Origin of the sequence: Streptomyces sp. NPDC058534, assembly GCF_042717365.1 — a bacterium.
In the GTDB taxonomy this organism is placed as follows: Bacteria; Actinomycetota; Actinomycetes; order Streptomycetales; family Streptomycetaceae; genus Streptomyces.
In genome coordinates this window covers 58264-75375 of record NZ_JBHXNW010000017.1, presented here as the reverse complement: position 1 = coordinate 75375, position 17112 = coordinate 58264, and the positions used below count along the sequence as shown (strand labels likewise).

Sequence of the window (17112 nt, the reverse complement as noted above, 5' to 3'; positions counted from 1 at the left end):
CGGGTCAGGCACCCCGCTGGAGCTGCGGCAGCACCTTCGTGCGGTAGAGGTCGAAGAAGCCGCGCAGGTCGGGGCCGATCTGGTTGACGTAGACACGGTCGAAGCCGGCGTCGGCGAACCGCTTCAGCTCCGCGACGTGCTCGTCCACGTCGCCGCCGCACACCCGGCTGCTGCGCACCATGTCCTCGGTGACGAGGGTCTGCGCCTGCTCGAAGTGTTTCGGCGAGGGCAGCACCTGGCTCAGCTCGCCCGGCAGCTGCTCGTTGGCCCAGAGCCGGTGCACGGTCCGTACCGCCTCGTCCCGGTCGGTGTCGTAGCAGACCTTGGTGCCCCCGCTGACGAGCTTCCCGCCGCCCCCGCCCTTGCGGTACTGCTCCACCATCGAGGCGTCCGGCATCATCGTGATGTAGCCGTCGCCCACCCTGGAGGCCAGCTGGGTCGCCGCCGGGCCGAAGCCGGAGATGTCGATCGGGACGGGCTCGTCGGGGAGGGTGTACAGGCGGGCGTTCTCCACCGTGTAGTGGGTGCCGTGGTGGTTGACCTCCTCGCCGGTGAAGAGCCGGCCCATGATCTGGACCGCCTCCTCCAGCATCTCCAGGCGTACGTGCGCGGCGGGCCAGGCGTCGCCGAAGATGTGCTCGTTGAGCGCCTCGCCGGTGCCGATGCCGAGCCGGAAGCGGCCGTTGGACATCACGGCGCTGGTCGCCGCCGCCTGCGCCACCACCGCCGGGTGGATGCGCACGGTCGGGCAGGTCACCGCCGTCTCCACCGGCAGGGACACGGCGTCCGACAGCGCGCCGATCACCGACCACACGAACGGGCTCTGGCCCTGTTCGCCGTTCCACGGGTGGTAGTGGTCCGAGATCCACAGGGCCTCGAACCCGGCCTGCTCGGCCATCCGGGCCTGCTCGATCAGTTCCGCCGGGCCGTACTGCTCGCACGAGAGGAAATAGCCGTACTCGGGCATGAGGGGGTGCCTCCGGACAGGGAGCGGGTGGGACCGGGGCCGGGTACCCGGGCGTATGGCGGAGAACCGGCGGCGCGGCGGCTTCCTCGCGGACGTTTGGGTGCCCTGGTCAAGGGGACGCGGAAGGCTCACGAGGTACGCGACAGCCCGGAGGCGAACCGTGAGCCGACCCCGCATCGTGATCGTCGGTGCCGGCTTCGCCGGGTACCGGACGGCCCGCACCCTGTCCCGGCTCACCCGGCACCAGGCCGACATCACCCTGCTCAACCCGACCGACTACTTCCTCTACCTGCCGCTGCTGCCGCAGGTGGCCGCCGGAATCCTGGAACCGCGCCGGGTCACCGTGTCCCTCTCGGACTCGCTGCCGCACGTCCGGCTGGTGCTGGGCGAGGCCGACGGCATCGACCTCGACGAGCACACCGTGCGCTACACCGGGCCCGAGGGCGGCGAGGGCACCCTGTCCTTCGACCGGCTGGTGCTCGCCGCGGGCAGCGTCAACAAACTGCTGCCCGTCCCGGGCGTCGCCGAGCACGCCCACGGCTTCCGGGGGCTGCCGGAGGCGCTGTATCTGCGCGACCACGTGACGCGCCAGGTGGAGCTGGCCGCCGCGGCCGACGACCGCGAGGAGAGCGCCGCGCGGTGCACCTTCGTCGTGGTCGGCGCCGGATACACCGGCACCGAGGTCGCCGCGCACGGCGCGATGTACACCGACGCGCAGGTCCGCAAGCACCCCATGCGCACCGGTATGCGGCCCCGCTGGATGCTGCTGGACGTGGCGCCCCGGGTGCTGCCCGAGATGGACGAACGGCTCTCCCGCACCGCCGAGCGGGTGCTGCGGCAGCGGGGCGTCGACGTGCGGATGGGGACCTCGGTGAAGGAGGCCACGCACGACGGGGTGGTGCTGACCGACGGTACGAGCGTCGACACGCGCACGCTGGTGTGGTGCGCGGGGGTGCGGCCGGACCCGCTGGTCGAGTCCCTGGGGCTGCCCATGGAACGCGGCCGGCTGCTCGTCGACCCGCACCTCCAGGCACCGGGCCGCCCCGAGTTGTTCGCCTGCGGAGACGTGGCCGCGGTGCCCGACCTGACCCGGCCCGGCCAGTTCACGCCGATGACCGCGCAGCACGCCTGGCGGCACGGCAAGGTGTGCGCGCAGAACGTCGCCGCGTCGCTCGGTATCGGCGAGCGGCGGCCCTACCGCCACCGTGACCTGGGGTTCGTCGTGGACCTCGGCGGGGCCAAGGCCGCCGCCAACCCCCTCGGCCTGCCGATGTCCGGCCCCGCGGCGGGCGCGGTCACCCGCGGCTACCACCTCGCGGCGATGCCGGGCAACCGCGTCCGGGTGGCCGCGGACTGGCTGCTGGACGCGGTGCTGCCCCGTCAGGCGGTGCAGCTGGGCCTCGTCCGCTCCTGGTCGGTGCCGCTGGAGTCGGCGTCACCGGAGGTGGCACGCGTGGCGGGCCGGCCGGAACGGCCCGGGAAGGCCCCGGCGACACCCGGAAACCGCCCCGCCGCCGAGCCGGCCGAGCCCGCCGAGCCCGTCGAGGGCCCGCCGAACGGTGAGCCCACGCAGAAGCGGCGCGACGGCGACTCCGCGAAGCGCGGGCCCGGCACCGAGCCCGCGAGGAACCAGTCGGGCGGTGAGCCCGCCAAGAATCAACCGGGTGGTGAGCCTGCGAAGAATCAGTCGGGTGGTGAGCCTGCGAAGAATCAGTCGGGTGGTGAGCCCGCCAAGAATCAGCCGGGTGGTGAGCCTGCGAGGAACCAGTCGGGCGGTGAGCCCGCGAGGAACCAGCCGGGCGGGGAGTCCGCCAAGAACCAGCCGCACCCGCCCCGTGCCGCCGGCAAGCCGCGGCGGGCCGGGGAAGGCGGCGGTACGGGGTTTGCCCGGGGTTCCGGCAAGGCGCGCAAGGCGTCCCGGGCGTCCGGCGGAGGTCGGTCCGTCGCCCCGTCCGGACCGAGCCGGGCCGCGGGTCCGCCCGCCGACCCCGGGCCCGAACCCCCGGAGAACCAGCCGCCCCCCGGACCCGACATCGCCCCCGGCCCGGTCAAACGCACCGACGGCCGCAGCGTGGAAGGAGACTCATGAACACCGGTGAACTCGTCGACCTCGGACAGCAACTGCGCGTCGACAGCGTACGGGCGGCGGACGCCGCCGGCTCCGGGCACCCGACGTCCTCGATGTCCGCCGCCGACCTGATGGCCGTACTGCTGGCCAACCACCTCCGCTACGACTTCGCGCGCCCCGCCCACCCCGGCAACGACCGTTTCGTGCTCTCCAAGGGACACGCCTCGCCGCTGCTGTACTCCGCCTTCAAGGCGGCCGGCGCCATCGACGACGAGGAACTGCTCACCTTCCGCAAGGCGGGCAGCCGCCTGGAGGGCCACCCCACGCCGCAGCGGCTGCCGTGGGTCGAGACGGCCACCGGTTCGCTCGGCCAGGGCCTGCCCGTCGGCGTCGGCATCGCCCTCGCGGGCAAGCGGCTGGACCACAACGACTACCGCGTGTGGGTGCTGTGCGGCGACAGCGAGATGGCCGAGGGATCGGTGTGGGAGGCCGCCGAGCACGCCGGGCACGAACACCTCGACAACCTCACCGTGATCGTCGACGTCAACCGGCTCGGCCAGCGCGGACCCACCCGGCACGGCCATGACCTCGACGCGTACGCGCGCCGCTTCCGCGCCTTCGACTGGCACACGATCGAGGTCGACGGCCACGACGTCGACGCCGTCGACCGCGCCTACGGCGAGGCCCTGTCCACGAAGGGCCAGCCCACCGCCGTCATCGCCCGCACCCTCAAGGGCAAGGGCGTCAAGGCGGTGGAGGACCGCGAGGGCCACCACGGCAAGCCGCTGTCCGACGCCGAGGAGGCCGTCGCCGAACTCGGCGGCCCGCGCGACCTGCGGGTCACGGTGCATGAACCCGAGGACGCGCGGGCGCTGCACTCGACCGGCACCGGGCAGACCGAGCTGCCCCGCTACGAGCTGGGCGACGAGGTCGCCACCCGCAACGCCTTCGGCGAGTCGCTGGCCGCGCTCGGCACCGCCCGCGGCGACGTCGTCGCCCTCGACGGCGAGGTGGGCGACTCCACGCGCGCCGAGTTCTTCGCCAAGGAGCACCCCGAGCGCTACTTCGAGTGCTACATCGCCGAGCAGCAGATGGTCGCCGCGGCCGTGGGGATGGCGGCACGCGGCTGGGTGCCGTTCGCCACCACCTTCGCCGCGTTCCTGACCCGCGCCTTCGACTTCCTGCGCATGGCCTCCGTCAGCGGCGCCGGCATCAACCTGGTCGGCTCCCACGCGGGTGTCGCCATCGGCCAGGACGGGCCCAGCCAGATGGGTCTGGAGGACCTGGCGATGATGCGGGCCATCCACGGCTCGACCGTGCTGTACCCGTGCGACGCCAACCAGACCGCGCGCCTGGTCGCCGGGATGGCGGGCCTGGAGGGCGTCCGCTACCTGCGCACCTCGCGCGGCGAGAGCAAGGTCGTCTACGGCCCCGACGAGGAGTTCCCGGTCGGCGGCAGCAAGGTGCTGCGCTCCTCCGACGGCGACCGGCTCACCCTCGTGGCGGCCGGCGTCACCCTGCACGAGGCGCTGGCCGCGGCCGACGCCCTCGCCGGGGACGGCATCCCGGTCCGGGTGATCGACCTGTACTCGGTCAAGCCCGTCGACCGCGCCACCCTGCGCCGGGCCGCGGAGGAGACCGGCTGCCTGGTCAGCGTCGAGGACCACCGCCAGGAGGGCGGGATCGGCGACGCGGTCCTCGACGCGTTCTGCGACGGTCGGCCCGTGCCCCGGCTGGTGCGGCTCGCCGTCGGGACGATGCCGGGCTCCGCGACCCCCGCCGAGGAACTGCACGCCGCGGGGATCGACGCCGAGTCCATCGCCGCGGCCGGACGGATGCTGGTGGAGCAGGCGATCGTTCCGTGAGTGGGGACGACGGCGCACGGACCGTGCGGGCCGGCCGCCACACGGTGGAGGTCCACCGCCCGGCCAAGGTGCTGTTCCCCGCGGGTGAGGGCGGCGCGCCGGAGTACACCAAGGGTGATCTCGTCGACTACCACCGTGCCGTCGCCCCGTTCATGCTGCCGCACCTGCGGGGGCGCCCGCTCATGCTGGAGCGGCATCCCGACGGCGTCGACGGGCCCAGGTTCATGCAGAAGAACACTCCGGAGCACTACCCGGAGTGGGTCGGCCGCGTCGAGGTCGGCAAGGAGGGCGGCACCGTCTGCCACACGGTCTGCGACGACTCGGCCACCCTCGTCTACCTCGCCGACCAGGCCGCCCTCACCCTGCACCGCTGGCTGTCCCGGGCGGGGCAGGTGGACCGGCCGGACCGGATGGTCTTCGACCTCGATCCGGCCGGTGACGACGACTTCGAGGCGGTCCGGGAGGCCGCCCGGCTGGTGGGCGAGCTGCTCGACGGGCTGAAGCTGCCCTCGGCGCTCATGACCACCGGATCCCGGGGGCTGCACGTCGTGGTCCCCCTGACGAGACGTCAGGACTTCGACGAGGTAAGGGAGTTCGCGCGGGACGCGGCCGAGGTCCTGGCCGCGGCCCATCCGGACCGGCTCACCACCGCCGCCCGCAAGAAGGACCGCGGGGACCGGCTCTACCTCGACATCCAGCGCAACGCCTACGCGCAGACCGCGGTGGCGCCCTTCACCGTCCGCGCCCGGCCCGGCGCGCCCGTGGCCACGCCCATCTCCTGGGACGAGCTGGACGACCCCGCCCTGCACGCCCGCCGCTGGACGATCGCGGACGCCGTCGAGCAGGCCCGCACCCGGCCCTGGGCCGGGATCATGAACCGCCCCCGGGCACTGGGCCCCGCCCGGCGACGGCTGAACGCGCTGCGCGGCTGAGTCGTCCCGGCCGCGGCGTGCCAGGTCACGTCGGCGCGTGGCACATGCACGCGTCCATGGAGGTTTGGCGAACATCCTTGCGGCCACCCGGTATGAGAGGTGGCCATGACGAACACGAACAACACGTCCGAATCGCAAGGCTCACAACACAGTTCACGAAAACAACATAAGTCACATAAGTCACAGGAGTCACACCAGGAGTCACACGAGTCCCGCGGGCCCCGGCCCATGGAGGTGCTGCGCGAGGCACGCGCTCAGCTCGCGGAGCTCACCGGCATGACAGCCGAATCCGTGTCGTCCTTCGAGCAGACGGAGGAGGGCTGGGTCCTGGAGGTCGAGGTCCTCGAACTCCAGCGGGTTCCCGACACGATGAGCCTGATGGGGAGTTACCAGGTGGAGCTCGATTCGCAGGGGCAGCTCACGGGCTACCGGCGCGTCAGGCGCTACGAGCGCGGCCGGGCCGACTCGCGCGGCTCCGGCGGACGCTAGGCGGCCCACCTGCCGCAGCGGACCCACACCCACACCCACAACCATGATGGAGGAACAGCAAGCATGACTGTCGTACCGGCACAACAGTCCGGCGGTGGAGGCGGCAGCAGTGGCCTCTATGACGTGCTTGAGCTTGTTCTGGACAGGGGGCTCGTCATCGACGCCTTCGTGCGCGTCTCCCTGGTCGGCATCGAGATACTCAAGATCGACGTCCGTGTCGTCGTCGCGAGTGTGGACACGTATCTGCGCTTCGCCGAGGCGTGCAACCGGCTCGACCTGGAGGCCGGTCCGCGCAAGGACCCCGGCCTGCCCGACCTGGTCGGCAAGATGACCGAGTCCGGCGCCAAGGGCAAGTCCAAGGGCGCGCTGTCCGGCGCGGCGGAGACGATCTCCGACGCGTTCACGCAGGCCCGTGACGAGGACGGTTCCGGGCGCGAGCGCGAGACCACGTCGCGTCCGCGTGCCCGCAAGACCGCCGCCTCGCGCCGGAAGGAGGAGCAGGAGTGAGTACGTACGTCTACGGCATCACCGCCGGCGCGCATCCCTCGCTCCCCGAGGGCACCGGCGGTGTCGGCGACCCGCCGCGCGGGATACGGATCCTGAAGGAGGGCGGGCTGGCGGCCGTCGTCAGCGACGCGCCCGAGGGGCTGCGGCCCAAGCGCAGGGAGCTGCTCGCCCACCAGACCGTGCTGAGCGAGGTCGGCGCCGACGGCTGCGTGCTGCCCATGCGCTTCGGCAGCGTCGCCCCGGACGACAGCGCGGTGACCGGGGTGCTCGCGGAGCGCGCCGAACACTACGAGGAACGCCTCCGGGCGCTGGACGGCCGGGTCGAGTACAACATCAAGGCCACCCACGACGAGGAGGCCGTACTGCACCACGTGATGGCCCAGCACCCGGAGATCCGGGCCCTCGCCGACGCCAACCGGCAGGCGGGAGGCGGCAGTTACGAGAACAAGATCCAGCTCGGCGAGATGGTCGCGGCCGCCGTCAAGGGCAAGGAGGCCGAGGACGCCACCACGCTGGAGCGCGCCCTGGAGGCGGGCGCCGACGCGGTGAGCGTGGGCCCCGAGTCCACCGGCTGGCTGGCCAACGTGTCGTTCCTGGTGAAGCGGGAATCCGCCGAGGAGTTCCTGGCCGCCGTGGAGCGCGCCCGCGGGGAGATGCCGCACCTGGAGGTGCGGGTGAACGGCCCGCTGCCGCCGTACAGCTTCGTGGAGCCCGGCCCGGCCGCGCCCGCGGGCACCGCGGCCGGCGGGATGGATGTCGGAACGGAGTGAGGACGTGGGACTGATCTCGGAGGTCCTGCTGCTGCCGCTCGCCCCGGCGCGCGCCAGCGGGTGGGCCATCAGACAGGTCATGAACGAGGCCGAGCGGATCTACTACGACCCCGCCACGGTCCGGGCCGAACTAGCCCGTCTGGAACAGCAGTTGGAGTCCGGAGAGATCACTGAGGAGGAGTTCGACCAACAGGAGGACGAGCTTCTGGACCGGCTGGAGATCGCTTCGCGCACGAGCGCGGGATTGGGCCAAGGGACGGCACCATGAATCGAGTGGGACTGGGCCTCGCGGTAGGGGCCGGATATCTGCTGGGACGCACGAAGAAGCTGAAACTGGCGGTCGCCGTGGGCACCATGGTGGCCGGCAAGAAGATGAACCTGACCCCGAAGGGCATCGCCGAGCTGGTCAGTACGCAGTTGCAGAACAACCCCCAGTTCAAGGAGATCGGGGACCAGATCCAGACGGATCTGCGGGGCGTGGGCAAGGCGGCCTCGGGCGCCATGGTCGAGCGGCAGATCAACGCGCTCGCCGACCGGCTGCACGGGCGCACCGCCGAGGTCCGCGACCAGCTCTCCGGCGTGACGTCCCAGGTTCCGGGCGTCGGCTCCAGCGACTCCGAGGGCTCGGAGGACTCGGAGGAGTACGCGGAGTCCGACGAGCGCGCCGACGACGAGCACGACGAGCACGACGAGCACGACGAGCACGACGAGCACGACGAGCACGACGACGAGCAGGACGAGCGCGCCGAGCGCGACGAGGACCGGCGCGAGGCGGCGCCCGCCGCGCGCAAGACGGCCAGGAAGGCGCCCGCGAAGAAGACGCCGGCGAAGAAGGCGGCCGCCAAGGCACCCGCCAAGAAGACCGCGGCGAAGCGGGCCCAGCCCGGCAAGAAGGCGGCCGGCAAGAAGACGGCCGGTGCCAGGAGCGCCGCCCGCGGAGCCACCCGGCAGACGAAGGGCGGTGGTGAGCGATGACCGACACCCTGGGATCCGCGGCCTCCGAGGCAGGCAAGGCCGCGAAGAAGAACCCCCTGGCCGACGTGGCGCAGAGCGAGGCGGCGGACCGCCTCAAGGCGGAGGTGCAGGACTACCTCGCCGCGCAGGTCACGCGGCTGCTGACCGGCGTCGGCAGCAAGCTCGGCGAGACCACGGGCAAGCTCAACGACATAGCCGACGGCAACAGCCCCGGATTCGCCAAGCTCGCCCTCGACGGCGGACGCAAGCTCGCCGAGGGCAAGAGCCCGGTGCGGGCCGCGCTCGAGGTCGGCGCCGGCAAGGTGAAGGACAACGTGGTGGGCGCCGTCAAGGGCCTCTTCGGCGGCAAGGGCCGGAAGAAGGGCGGCGGCGGTCAGAAGCCGACCGTCATCATCGAGTACGTCGACGTCGGCGTGCCGGTGCGCACGGCCTACGACCAGTGGACCCAGTACCAGGACTTCAGCACCTTCGCCAAGGGCGTCAAGAGCGCGAACCGCGCCGACGACACGACGTCCGACTGGCAGCTGAAGGTCTTCTGGTCCAACCGCAGCTGGAAGGCGAAGACCACCGAGCAGGTGGCCGACGACCGGATCTCCTGGACGTCGGAGGGCGCCAAGGGCACGACCAAGGGCGTCGTCAGCTTCCACGAGCTGGCCGACAACATGACCCGCGTGATCCTGGTCATCGAGTACTACCCCAAGGGTCTGTTCGAGAAGACCGGCAACATCTGGCGCGCCCAGGGCCGCAGGGCCCGGCTCGACCTGAAGAACTACGTCCGTCACATCACCTTCAAGGGCGAGGCCGACGACGGCTGGCGCGGCGAGATCCGCGACGGCGAGGTCGTCCGCAGCCACGAGGACGCCGTGGCGGAGGAGGAGCAGGAGCAGGAAGAGGGGCAGGAGCCCGAGGGCGAGGGCGAGGAGGAGCACGAGGGCGAGGAGGAGGCGCCGGACGCCGAGGAGGAGGGCGAGACGGACGCCGAGTACGAGGAGGAGCCCGAGGAGGAGGACGAGGAGGAGCCCGAGGGCGAGTACGAGGAAGAGGAGGACGAGGACGAGGAGGAGCCGGAGGGCGAGTACGAGGAAGAGGCGGACGACAAGGAGGGCGAGGACGCGTCCCGTGAGGAGTACGAGGACGCCGGCCGCGGGAGCCGTCGATGACCACACCCAGCCGGCTGCCCGAGCCCTACGGCCAGGGACAGAGCGCCAACCTCGCCGACATCCTGGAGCGGGTGCTCGACAAGGGCATCGTGATCGCGGGCGACATCAAGATCAACCTGCTCGACATCGAGCTGCTGACGATCAAGCTGCGGCTCGTGGTCGCCTCCGTCGACAAGGCCAAGGAGATGGGCATCGACTGGTGGGAGAGCGACCCCGCGCTCTCCTCGCGCGCCCGGCGCGACGAACTCACCCGGGAGAACGCGGAGCTGCGCGAACGCCTGCGTGAGCTGGACCCGGGCCGCGTACCGAGGGAGGCACCGTGACCGGACTGCGGTACGTCTACGCCGTCTGCCGCCCCTTCGGCGCGGCCCTCCAGTCCCAGCTCACGGGGGTGGCGGGCGACCCGCCCCGGCTGCTGGTCCACGGCGACCTGGTCGCCGTCGTCAGCCATGTGCCCGAGGCCGACTTCAGCGAGGAGGCCCTGCGCGCGCACCTGGAGGACCTCGACTGGCTGGCCGCCACGGCCCGCTCCCACCAGCAGGTGATCGACGCGCTCACCGCGGTCACCACGCCGCTGCCGCTCCGGCTGGCCACCGTCTTCCGGGACGACAGCGGCGTACGGATGATGATGGAGCAGCGCGAGGAGGCCTTCCGGAACACGCTCGGCCGGCTGGACGGACGGGTGGAGTGGGGCGTGAAGGTGTACGTCGAGGCGGAGCCCGAGCAGGCGGCCGCGCCGGCGGAGCCCGCCCCCAAGCCCGCCTCGGGCCGGGACTACCTGCGCCAGCGCCGCCGGCAGTCGCGGGCGAACGAGGATCTGTGGTCGAGGGCCGAGGAGTTCGCGACGGGTCTGCACTCGACGCTGTCCTCCCTGGCCGACGACGCGCGGCTGCACGCGCCGCAGAATCCCCGGCTGTCCGGTGCCGCCGGACGGAACGTCCTCAACGCCGCCTACCTGGTGCGGCGTGACGCCTCCGAGGAGTTCGTGGAAAGGATCGACCGGACAAAGGACGACGTCCCGGGAATCCGCGTGGAGCTCACCGGCCCCTGGGCCGCCTATTCCTTCGCCGGTGAAGCGGCCGCCGGTGGAGAGGACACCGCTGAGGAAGAGCCGGGGGAGGGTACGTGACCGTCGTAGAACGCCGGGAGATCGCTCTCGTGGACCTGCTCGACCGGCTGCTGGCCGGCGGCGTCGTCATCACCGGCGACGTCACGCTGCGCATCGCGGACGTCGACTTGGTCCGCATCGATCTGAACGCGCTGATCAGCTCGGTCAACAGCAACGTTCCATCGCCGTTCGGGGACTGACGTGACTGAACAACCGGAGCCCCGCAAACGCCTCGACCTCGACCCCGACACGGTCGAGCGCGACCTGCTCAAACTGGTGCTGACGGTCGTCGAGCTGCTGCGCCAGCTCATGGAACGCCAGGCGCTGCGCCGGGTCGACGAGGGTGACCTCAGCGAGGACCAGGAGGAGCGGATCGGACTCACCCTGATGCTCCTCGACGACCGCATGACCGAACTGCGCGACCGCTACGGACTGCGGCCCGAGGACCTGAACCTGGACCTCGGACCGCTCGGACCGCTGCTGCCCCGGGAGTGAGTCTCCCGGGGCCGCGGCCTCACCCCTTCTTCACCCCTTGCGGCACAGAAGCTCTCCGTGCAGCACGCTGAACCAGCTCTCCGGCCGCTCGCCCCATTCCCGCCAGGCCGCCGAGACGGCCCGCAGCCGCTCGGTGGTCGCGTGGCCGCCCGCGGTCGCGCGGTCGGCGTACGCGGACGCCAGGGTCCGGTCCGCCCACAGGCCGCTCCACCACTCCCGCTCCTCGGCGGTGGCGAAGGTCCAGGTCGCGGAGGTCGCCGTGAGGTCCGTGAACCCCGCCTCCAGCGCCCACGCCTTCAGCCGGCGCCCGGCGTCCGGCTCGCCGCCGTTGGCGCGGGCCACCCGCCGGTACAGGTCCAGCCAGTCGTCCATGCCCGGGGACGCGGGGTACCACGTCATGGCTCCGTAGTCCGAGTCGCGGACGGCGACGATCCCGCCGGGCCGCGCCACCCGCCTCATCTCGCGCAGCGCCCCCACCGGGTCACCCACGTGCTGGAGCACCTGATGGGCGTGGACCACGCAGAACGTGTCGTCCGGGTAGTCCAGCGCGTGTACGTCCCCCACGGCGAAGTCGGTGTTGCGGAGCCCGCGTTCCGCCGCCGTGGCCCGGGCCCGTTCGACGATCCCCGGGGCCCGGTCCACGCCGGTGACGTGCCCGTCCGGGACCAGCGCCGCGAGGTCCGCGGTGATGGTGCCGGGCCCGCAGCCGATGTCCAGGACCCTCATGTCGGGCCGCAGGGAGCCCAGCAGATAGGCGGCGGAGTTGGCGGCGGTGCGCCAGGTGTGCGAGCGGAGCACGGACTCGTGGTGCCCGTGCGTGTAGACGGCGGTCTCCCGCGGCTTCGGCATGGTGGATCCCCTCTCCCGACGGTCTGATCACGTTACGCCCGACCGCCGAATGATGAGACCCGCGTTTCACATCTCGGACTGACGACCTGTCAGGACAGCAGGCCGCCCTCACCGGGCAGCGGCCGGTACACCGTGAGCGCCTGCGGCAGCTTCTCCAGCGTCAGGTCGCCCTCGGTCTCCGTCAGCTCACCGTCGAACGCCATCAGCGTGCCCGGCGCCACCCCCGACAGCCGCAGCCGGGGCACCTGCACCGCCGCGTGGGCCGGGGAGCGGGTCAGCGGACCAGCGAGCGCCGCGGACAGCAGCCGCAGGGCCGGCCGGCGGCCACCGTGCACCACCCGCACGTCCAGCTGCCCGTCCGCCAGGTCGAGCCGGCGGCCCGAGGCGAGGCCCCTGCGGTGGTACGTCCCGTTGCCCGCGAACAGCATCCACAGCGGGCGCCGGCGACCGCGCACCTCCGCCTCCAGCGGGTGCCGGTCCGCGCGCAGCACCCGCACGGCCGCCAGCACCCCGGCCGGCCAGCCGCCGATCCTGGACGACCAGTGCTCCCGCTCACGCACCAGCTCCGGGTAGACGCCGAGGCTGAAGGTGTTGAGGAAGACGCCCTGCCGCCCGCCCGAGACGAACCGCCCCACGTCCACCCGCACCCCCTCGCCCCGCTCCAGCGCCCCGCACAGATCCCGCACGTCCTCCACGCCCAGGTCGTAGGCGAAGTGGTTGAGCGTGCCGCCGGGCAGCACCGCCAGCGGCAGGCCGTGCCGCAGGGCGACCTCGGCCGCGGCGTTCACCGTGCCGTCGCCGCCGCACACGCCGAGCACCCGGGCGTGGTCCGCCGCCTTCTCCAGCTCCGCCGGGATGTCCTCCGGCTCGCACTCCACCACCTCGGCGTCGGGCAGCGCGTCGCACAGCGCCCGCACCCGGTCCGAGGTGCCCGAGGCGACGTTGGCGACCATCACGAGACCCTCGCCCTTGGGCAGCGCCGGCACCTCGGCGCGCGGCCGGGCCGGCGGGGTGTGCTGGGCGCGCGTCGGCACCAGGCTCCGTACGGCGAACGCGGCCCCCGCCCCGAGAGCCGCGCCGGCCAGTACGTCGCTCGGGAAGTGGACGCCGGTGTAGACGCGGGAGAGGGCCACCGCGGCGGCCACCGGGGCCACCGCCGCGCCCCATGCCGGGGACTCCAGCGCGACCCCGGTCGCGAACGCGGCCGCCGACGCGGCGTGCCCCGACGGGAAGGACGTCGTGATCGGCTGCCGCTTCAACTGCCTGACCAGCGGCACCGGGTCCAGCACCGGGCGGGACCGGCGCACCGAGCGCTTGCCGAGGGTGTTGATCGTCAGCGAGGCGAGGCTCAGCGAGGCGAGGCCCCGGGCGGCGGCGCGCCGGGCCCGCGGGGTGCGGGACGCGGCCAGGGCGGCGGCCACCCCGAACCACAGCACCCCGTGGTTGGCGGAACGGCTCAGCCGGGGCAGCAGCGGGTCGGCGCCCGGCCAGGTGCGGGCGGCGACGGCCTCGAACGCACGCTGGTCCAGCCGCAGGAAACCGTTGCGGAGGGGGTGCGGGCCGGGCGTCAGGGCGGTGAGGTCTACGTCGGGGCTCATGCCCACCCGCCTACCCGGTGCGCGCCGTTTCCTGCCGGTGGCGCTCGCCACGTCCCCCGGCGCCGTCCGGGCCCGCCGTAATCGGTTTGCCCGGGGCGTGGCCGGAGCCGCACAATCCGGTGCCATGGGTCATCTCGAAGCAGCGCACCTGGAGTACTACCTCCCCGACGGGAGGGCGCTGCTCGGCGACGCCTCCTTCCGGGTGGGGGAGGGGGCCGTCGTGGCCCTCGTCGGACCCAACGGCGCGGGCAAGACCACCCTGCTCCGGCTGCTGTCCGGGGAGCTGAAGCCGCACGGCGGGACCGTCACCGTCGGCGGCGGCCTCGGGGTGATGCGGCAGTTCGTGGGCTCCGTCCGGGACGAGACGACCGTACGGGACCTGCTGGTGTCCGTCGCATCGCCGCGGATCCGCGAGGCGGCGCGCGCCGTGGACAGCGCCGAGCACGCGCTCATGACCGTGGACGACGAGGCCGCCCAGATGCGCTACGCGCAGGCGCTCGCCGACTGGGCCGAGGCCCAGGGCTACGAGGCCGAGACCCTGTGGGACATCTGCACCACGGCCGCGCTGGGCGTGCCGTACGAGAAGGCCCAGTGGCGGCGGGTGAGCACCCTGTCCGGCGGTGAGCAGAAGCGGCTGGTCCTGGAGGCGCTGCTGCGCGGCACCGACGAGGTGCTGCTGCTCGACGAGCCGGACAACTACCTCGACGTGCCCGGCAAGCGCTGGCTGGAGGAGCGGCTCGCCGAGACCCGCAAGACCGTGCTCTTCGTCTCCCACGACCGGGAACTCCTCGCCCGCGCCGCCCAGAAGATCGTCTCCCTGGAGCCCGGACCCGCCGGCGCCGACGCCTGGGTGCACGGCGGCGGCTTCACCACCTTCCACGAGGCCCGCCGCGAACGCTTCGCCCGCTTCGAGGAACTGCGCCGCCGCTGGGACGAGAAGCACGCGCAGCTCAAGAAGCTGGTGCTGACGCTGCGTCAGGCTGCCGAGAACAGCCCGGACATGGCCTCCCGCTACCGCGCCGCCCAGACCAGGCTGCGCAAGTTCGAGGAGGCCGGACCGCCGCCCGAGCCGCCGCGCGAGCAGGACATCAGGATGCGCCTCAAGGGCGGCCGCACCGGCGTCCGTGCCGTCACCTGCGAGCAACTGGAACTCACCGGCCTCATGAAACCCTTCGGCCTGGAGGTCTTCTACGGCGAACGGGTCGCCGTCCTCGGCTCCAACGGCTCCGGCAAGTCGCACTTCCTGCGGCTGCTGGCCGGCGACGACGTGACGCACACCGGGAACTGGAAGCTCGGGGCGCGCGTGCTGCCCGGACACTTCGCGCAGACCCACGCCCACCCGGAACTGCTCGGCCGGACCCTTCTGGACATCCTGTGGTCCGAGCACGCCCAGGACCGGGGCGCCGCCATGTCGAGGCTGCGCCGCTACGAGCTGACCCACCAGGCGGAGCAGACCTTCGACCGGCTCTCCGGCGGCCAGCAGGCCCGCTTCCAGATCCTCCTGCTGGAACTGCAGGGCGTCACCGCCCTGCTGCTCGACGAGCCGACCGACAACCTCGACCTGGAATCGGCCGAAGCCCTCCAGGAGGGCCTGGAGGGCTTCGAGGGCACGGTCCTCGCCGTCACCCACGACCGCTGGTTCGCCCGCTCCTTCGACCGCTACCTGGTCTTCGGCAGCGACGGCCGCGTCCGTGAGACGCCGGAGCCGGTCTGGGACGAGCGGCGGGTGGAGCGGGCCCGATAGGGCCCTCAGGAACCGGCCCGCCCGGTCACTTCCAGCGCAGCAGGGCCCCCAGACCGCCCACCGGGGCCTTGGCCGCGGCCTCCGACGGCAGCGCCGGCGTCACCGAGACCGCCGGTGCGCCGGTCATCACCGTCGACCGCAGCAGCGCGTCGTCCGCCCGGGCCGACCAGGAGTTCTGCTCGCCGAGCGTCTTCAGCTCCGTACGGCGCACCGCGAGCTGGTCGGCGTCCTCGCCGATCCACACCTCGCGGTGGGTGTCGGGGGCGTCCGGGATGACCAGCAGCTCGTCGATGCGGTGCTCCCGGGCGGCCTCCACCAGCGCGGGCACGCCCTCGGCCGCGCCCGCCCGGCCCTCGTCGTCGGGTGCCCGGGCGGCCAGGAACCGGTCCAGCTCCTCCCGCGCGCGCGAGCGCACGTGGTCCTCGCGCAGCCCCTCCACCTCGTCGTCAAGGAGCCTGCTGCCGGCGCCGCGCGAGGCCTCGGCGATCCGCTCCTGCAGCCGCTTGGGCAGCCGCTCGTGCACGGACCGCCGCTCCCGGTCGTCGCCGACCAGGATCAGCAGGTCGGCGCCCGTCTCCTCCTGGCACACCGCGAGCGCGTCCGCGATCTCCGCCGCGTTGTGCTCCCAGGCATTTTCCACCCGCAGCTGGAAGTGGCGCTCCGACCAGTCGGCGCTGCTCGTGCGGTGCAGCGGCCACTGCCGGCCGGTCACCCCGCCCGCGTCCGAGCTGCCCAGCGCGCCGCGCAGCTCGAAATCGGCGCCCTTGCGGTCGATGTACGCCACCACGCACACCGGGTCCTCGCCGGCCAGGTCGAGCAGCGGGGCGACGTGCGGCAGCGGTGCCCAGTCGGCGGTGGTCCCGCCGTACGGGGGCCGGGCCAGCCGCGGGTCCAGGACCACCCGTCCGGCGCACGCGAACAGCGCCCGGCCGTGCGGGTCGGAGGCGTGCCGCAGCTCGTCCACGGCCTCCCGCACCGCCTGGCAGGTGGCGTCGTCGGCGCCCTGCTCCGCCAGCTCCCGGGCCACCGCGGCCGCTGTCAGCTCACGCTCGTGCGCGGTGTCCTCCGTGTGCCGGGACAGATCGACGTACACGGAGGCCCAGGGCCCCTGGTGTTCGTAGAGGGGATGCAGAAACGCGAGATCCATGGCGCTCTCCCGGGTGGCGCTCGGGGGTGGTAGTGCTCCGGGGGCGGGTACCCGGACCGCATGAACGAACACGACATAGGGGACACCATGACCGGAGTGGACCCGGGCCGCCTGGACGACCAGCAGCTCATGAAGGAGCTGGAGACCATCCACCGCACCCGCCACGACACCCTGCTCTACGGGTCGAACGACGCGCTGCGGGCCCACAACGACCGCATGGCGCGGCTGGAGGGCGAGTGGCTGCGCCGCAACCCACGGCGCCCGGTCGCCCCCGGCCGCACCCGCGAGGGCGCCCGCGAACGCGGCTGCGGCCAAGCCCCCACCCCCGGAAGCTAGGCCCCGGGCGGCGGCGCCGCCCGCCCCGGGGGGGGGCGGCCCGTGCCGGAGGCCCCACCCCCCCGCCCCCCGCGCGGCCCGGCGCGGGTCGTGATAAAAAAA

The 17112-nt window shown here is 73.0% G+C and carries 19 protein-coding genes; 15 read left to right on the top strand and 4 right to left on the bottom strand.

What is annotated here, in order from left to right; all coding sequences use genetic code 11:
- Window positions 1–4: 4 nt before the first annotated feature.
- Entirely contained in the window at window positions 5–967 is a 963-nt protein-coding gene (locus tag ACFWR9_RS13440) for an LLM class F420-dependent oxidoreductase (protein ID WP_383840254.1), read from the bottom strand.
- Window positions 968–1127: 160 nt separating this feature from the next.
- Here ACFWR9_RS13440 and ACFWR9_RS13435 point away from each other — a divergent pair, with 160 nt between their 5' ends.
- The 13 genes from ACFWR9_RS13435 to ACFWR9_RS13375 all read left to right on the top strand — a co-directional run bounded on the left by ACFWR9_RS13435 (window position 1128) and on the right by ACFWR9_RS13375 (window position 11336).
- Entirely contained in the window at window positions 1128–3056 is a 1929-nt protein-coding gene (locus ACFWR9_RS13435; RefSeq protein ID WP_383840251.1) for an FAD-dependent oxidoreductase, read from the top strand.
- A complete protein-coding gene (locus ACFWR9_RS13430; protein WP_383840248.1) occupies window positions 3053–4900 on the top strand; it encodes a transketolase in 1848 nt (615 codons plus the stop codon). The genes ACFWR9_RS13435 and ACFWR9_RS13430 overlap by 4 nt, the downstream gene beginning before the upstream one ends.
- On the top strand, window positions 4897–5832 hold the full coding sequence (ligD, locus tag ACFWR9_RS13425; RefSeq protein WP_383840245.1) for a non-homologous end-joining DNA ligase: 936 nt from the start codon (window positions 4897–4899) through the stop codon (window positions 5830–5832). Before ACFWR9_RS13430 ends, ligD begins: the two co-directional genes overlap by 4 nt.
- A gap of 105 nt (window positions 5833–5937) precedes the next feature.
- Window positions 5938–6321 carry a gas vesicle protein gene (locus ACFWR9_RS13420; RefSeq protein ID WP_383840242.1) on the top strand — a complete coding sequence of 128 codons (384 nt, stop codon included), beginning with the start codon at window positions 5938–5940 and terminating at the stop codon, window positions 6319–6321.
- 63 nt (window positions 6322–6384) lie between these two features.
- Window positions 6385–6828 (top strand): gas vesicle structural protein GvpA, encoded by a 444-nt coding sequence (locus ACFWR9_RS13415; protein ID WP_383840239.1) that lies wholly within the window; start codon window positions 6385–6387, stop codon window positions 6826–6828.
- Window positions 6825–7598, top strand: coding sequence for a GvpL/GvpF family gas vesicle protein (locus tag ACFWR9_RS13410; RefSeq protein ID WP_383840236.1), 774 nt, complete (start codon window positions 6825–6827; stop codon window positions 7596–7598). Before ACFWR9_RS13415 ends, ACFWR9_RS13410 begins: the two co-directional genes overlap by 4 nt.
- Window positions 7599–7602: 4 nt before the next feature.
- Window positions 7603–7866 (top strand): gas vesicle protein GvpG, encoded by a 264-nt coding sequence (locus ACFWR9_RS13405; RefSeq protein ID WP_383840233.1) that lies wholly within the window; start codon window positions 7603–7605, stop codon window positions 7864–7866.
- Window positions 7863–8573 carry a DNA primase gene (locus ACFWR9_RS13400; protein ID WP_383840230.1) on the top strand — a complete coding sequence of 237 codons (711 nt, stop codon included), beginning with the start codon at window positions 7863–7865 and terminating at the stop codon, window positions 8571–8573. Before ACFWR9_RS13405 ends, ACFWR9_RS13400 begins: the two co-directional genes overlap by 4 nt.
- Window positions 8570–9733, top strand: a complete 1164-nt coding sequence (locus ACFWR9_RS13395; RefSeq protein WP_383840227.1) for an SRPBCC family protein — start codon at window positions 8570–8572, stop codon at window positions 9731–9733. Before ACFWR9_RS13400 ends, ACFWR9_RS13395 begins: the two co-directional genes overlap by 4 nt.
- Window positions 9730–10056, top strand: coding sequence for a gas vesicle protein (locus ACFWR9_RS13390; RefSeq protein WP_383840224.1), 327 nt, complete (start codon window positions 9730–9732; stop codon window positions 10054–10056). The genes ACFWR9_RS13395 and ACFWR9_RS13390 overlap by 4 nt, the downstream gene beginning before the upstream one ends.
- Entirely contained in the window at window positions 10053–10862 is an 810-nt protein-coding gene (locus ACFWR9_RS13385; protein WP_383840221.1) for a GvpL/GvpF family gas vesicle protein, read from the top strand. Before ACFWR9_RS13390 ends, ACFWR9_RS13385 begins: the two co-directional genes overlap by 4 nt.
- A complete protein-coding gene (locus tag ACFWR9_RS13380) occupies window positions 10859–11041 on the top strand; it encodes a gas vesicle protein (protein WP_122618943.1) in 183 nt (60 codons plus the stop codon). Before ACFWR9_RS13385 ends, ACFWR9_RS13380 begins: the two co-directional genes overlap by 4 nt.
- A 1-nt stretch (window position 11042) precedes the next feature.
- Window positions 11043–11336, top strand: coding sequence for a gas vesicle protein K (locus ACFWR9_RS13375; RefSeq protein ID WP_383840218.1), 294 nt, complete (start codon window positions 11043–11045; stop codon window positions 11334–11336).
- A 30-nt stretch (window positions 11337–11366) separates the two neighbouring features.
- Here the strand turns inward: ACFWR9_RS13375 and ACFWR9_RS13370 are convergent, their stop codons facing one another.
- Window positions 11367–12185: a class I SAM-dependent methyltransferase gene (locus tag ACFWR9_RS13370; RefSeq protein ID WP_383840215.1), complete on the bottom strand. Its 819-nt coding sequence runs from the start codon at window positions 12183–12185 to the stop codon at window positions 11367–11369.
- An 89-nt stretch (window positions 12186–12274) separates the two neighbouring features.
- The gene (locus ACFWR9_RS13365; protein ID WP_383840212.1) at window positions 12275–13783 is read right to left on the bottom strand and encodes a bifunctional phosphatase PAP2/diacylglycerol kinase family protein; all 1509 of its coding nucleotides are present in this window, start codon (window positions 13781–13783) and stop codon (window positions 12275–12277) included.
- 124 nt (window positions 13784–13907) lie between these two features.
- Here ACFWR9_RS13365 and ACFWR9_RS13360 point away from each other — a divergent pair, with 124 nt between their 5' ends.
- Window positions 13908–15527, top strand: coding sequence for an ATP-binding cassette domain-containing protein (locus tag ACFWR9_RS13360; RefSeq protein WP_383840210.1), 1620 nt, complete (start codon window positions 13908–13910; stop codon window positions 15525–15527).
- A gap of 25 nt (window positions 15528–15552) precedes the next feature.
- Here ACFWR9_RS13360 and ACFWR9_RS13355 read toward each other — a convergent pair whose 3' ends face one another.
- Window positions 15553–16674 (bottom strand): Vms1/Ankzf1 family peptidyl-tRNA hydrolase, encoded by a 1122-nt coding sequence (locus tag ACFWR9_RS13355; RefSeq protein ID WP_383840207.1) that lies wholly within the window; start codon window positions 16672–16674, stop codon window positions 15553–15555.
- Between the two features lie 60 nt (window positions 16675–16734).
- Here ACFWR9_RS13355 and ACFWR9_RS13350 point away from each other — a divergent pair, with 60 nt between their 5' ends.
- On the top strand, window positions 16735–17010 hold the full coding sequence (locus ACFWR9_RS13350; protein ID WP_383840204.1) for a DUF6158 family protein: 276 nt from the start codon (window positions 16735–16737) through the stop codon (window positions 17008–17010).
- Window positions 17011–17112 lie beyond the last annotated feature (102 nt).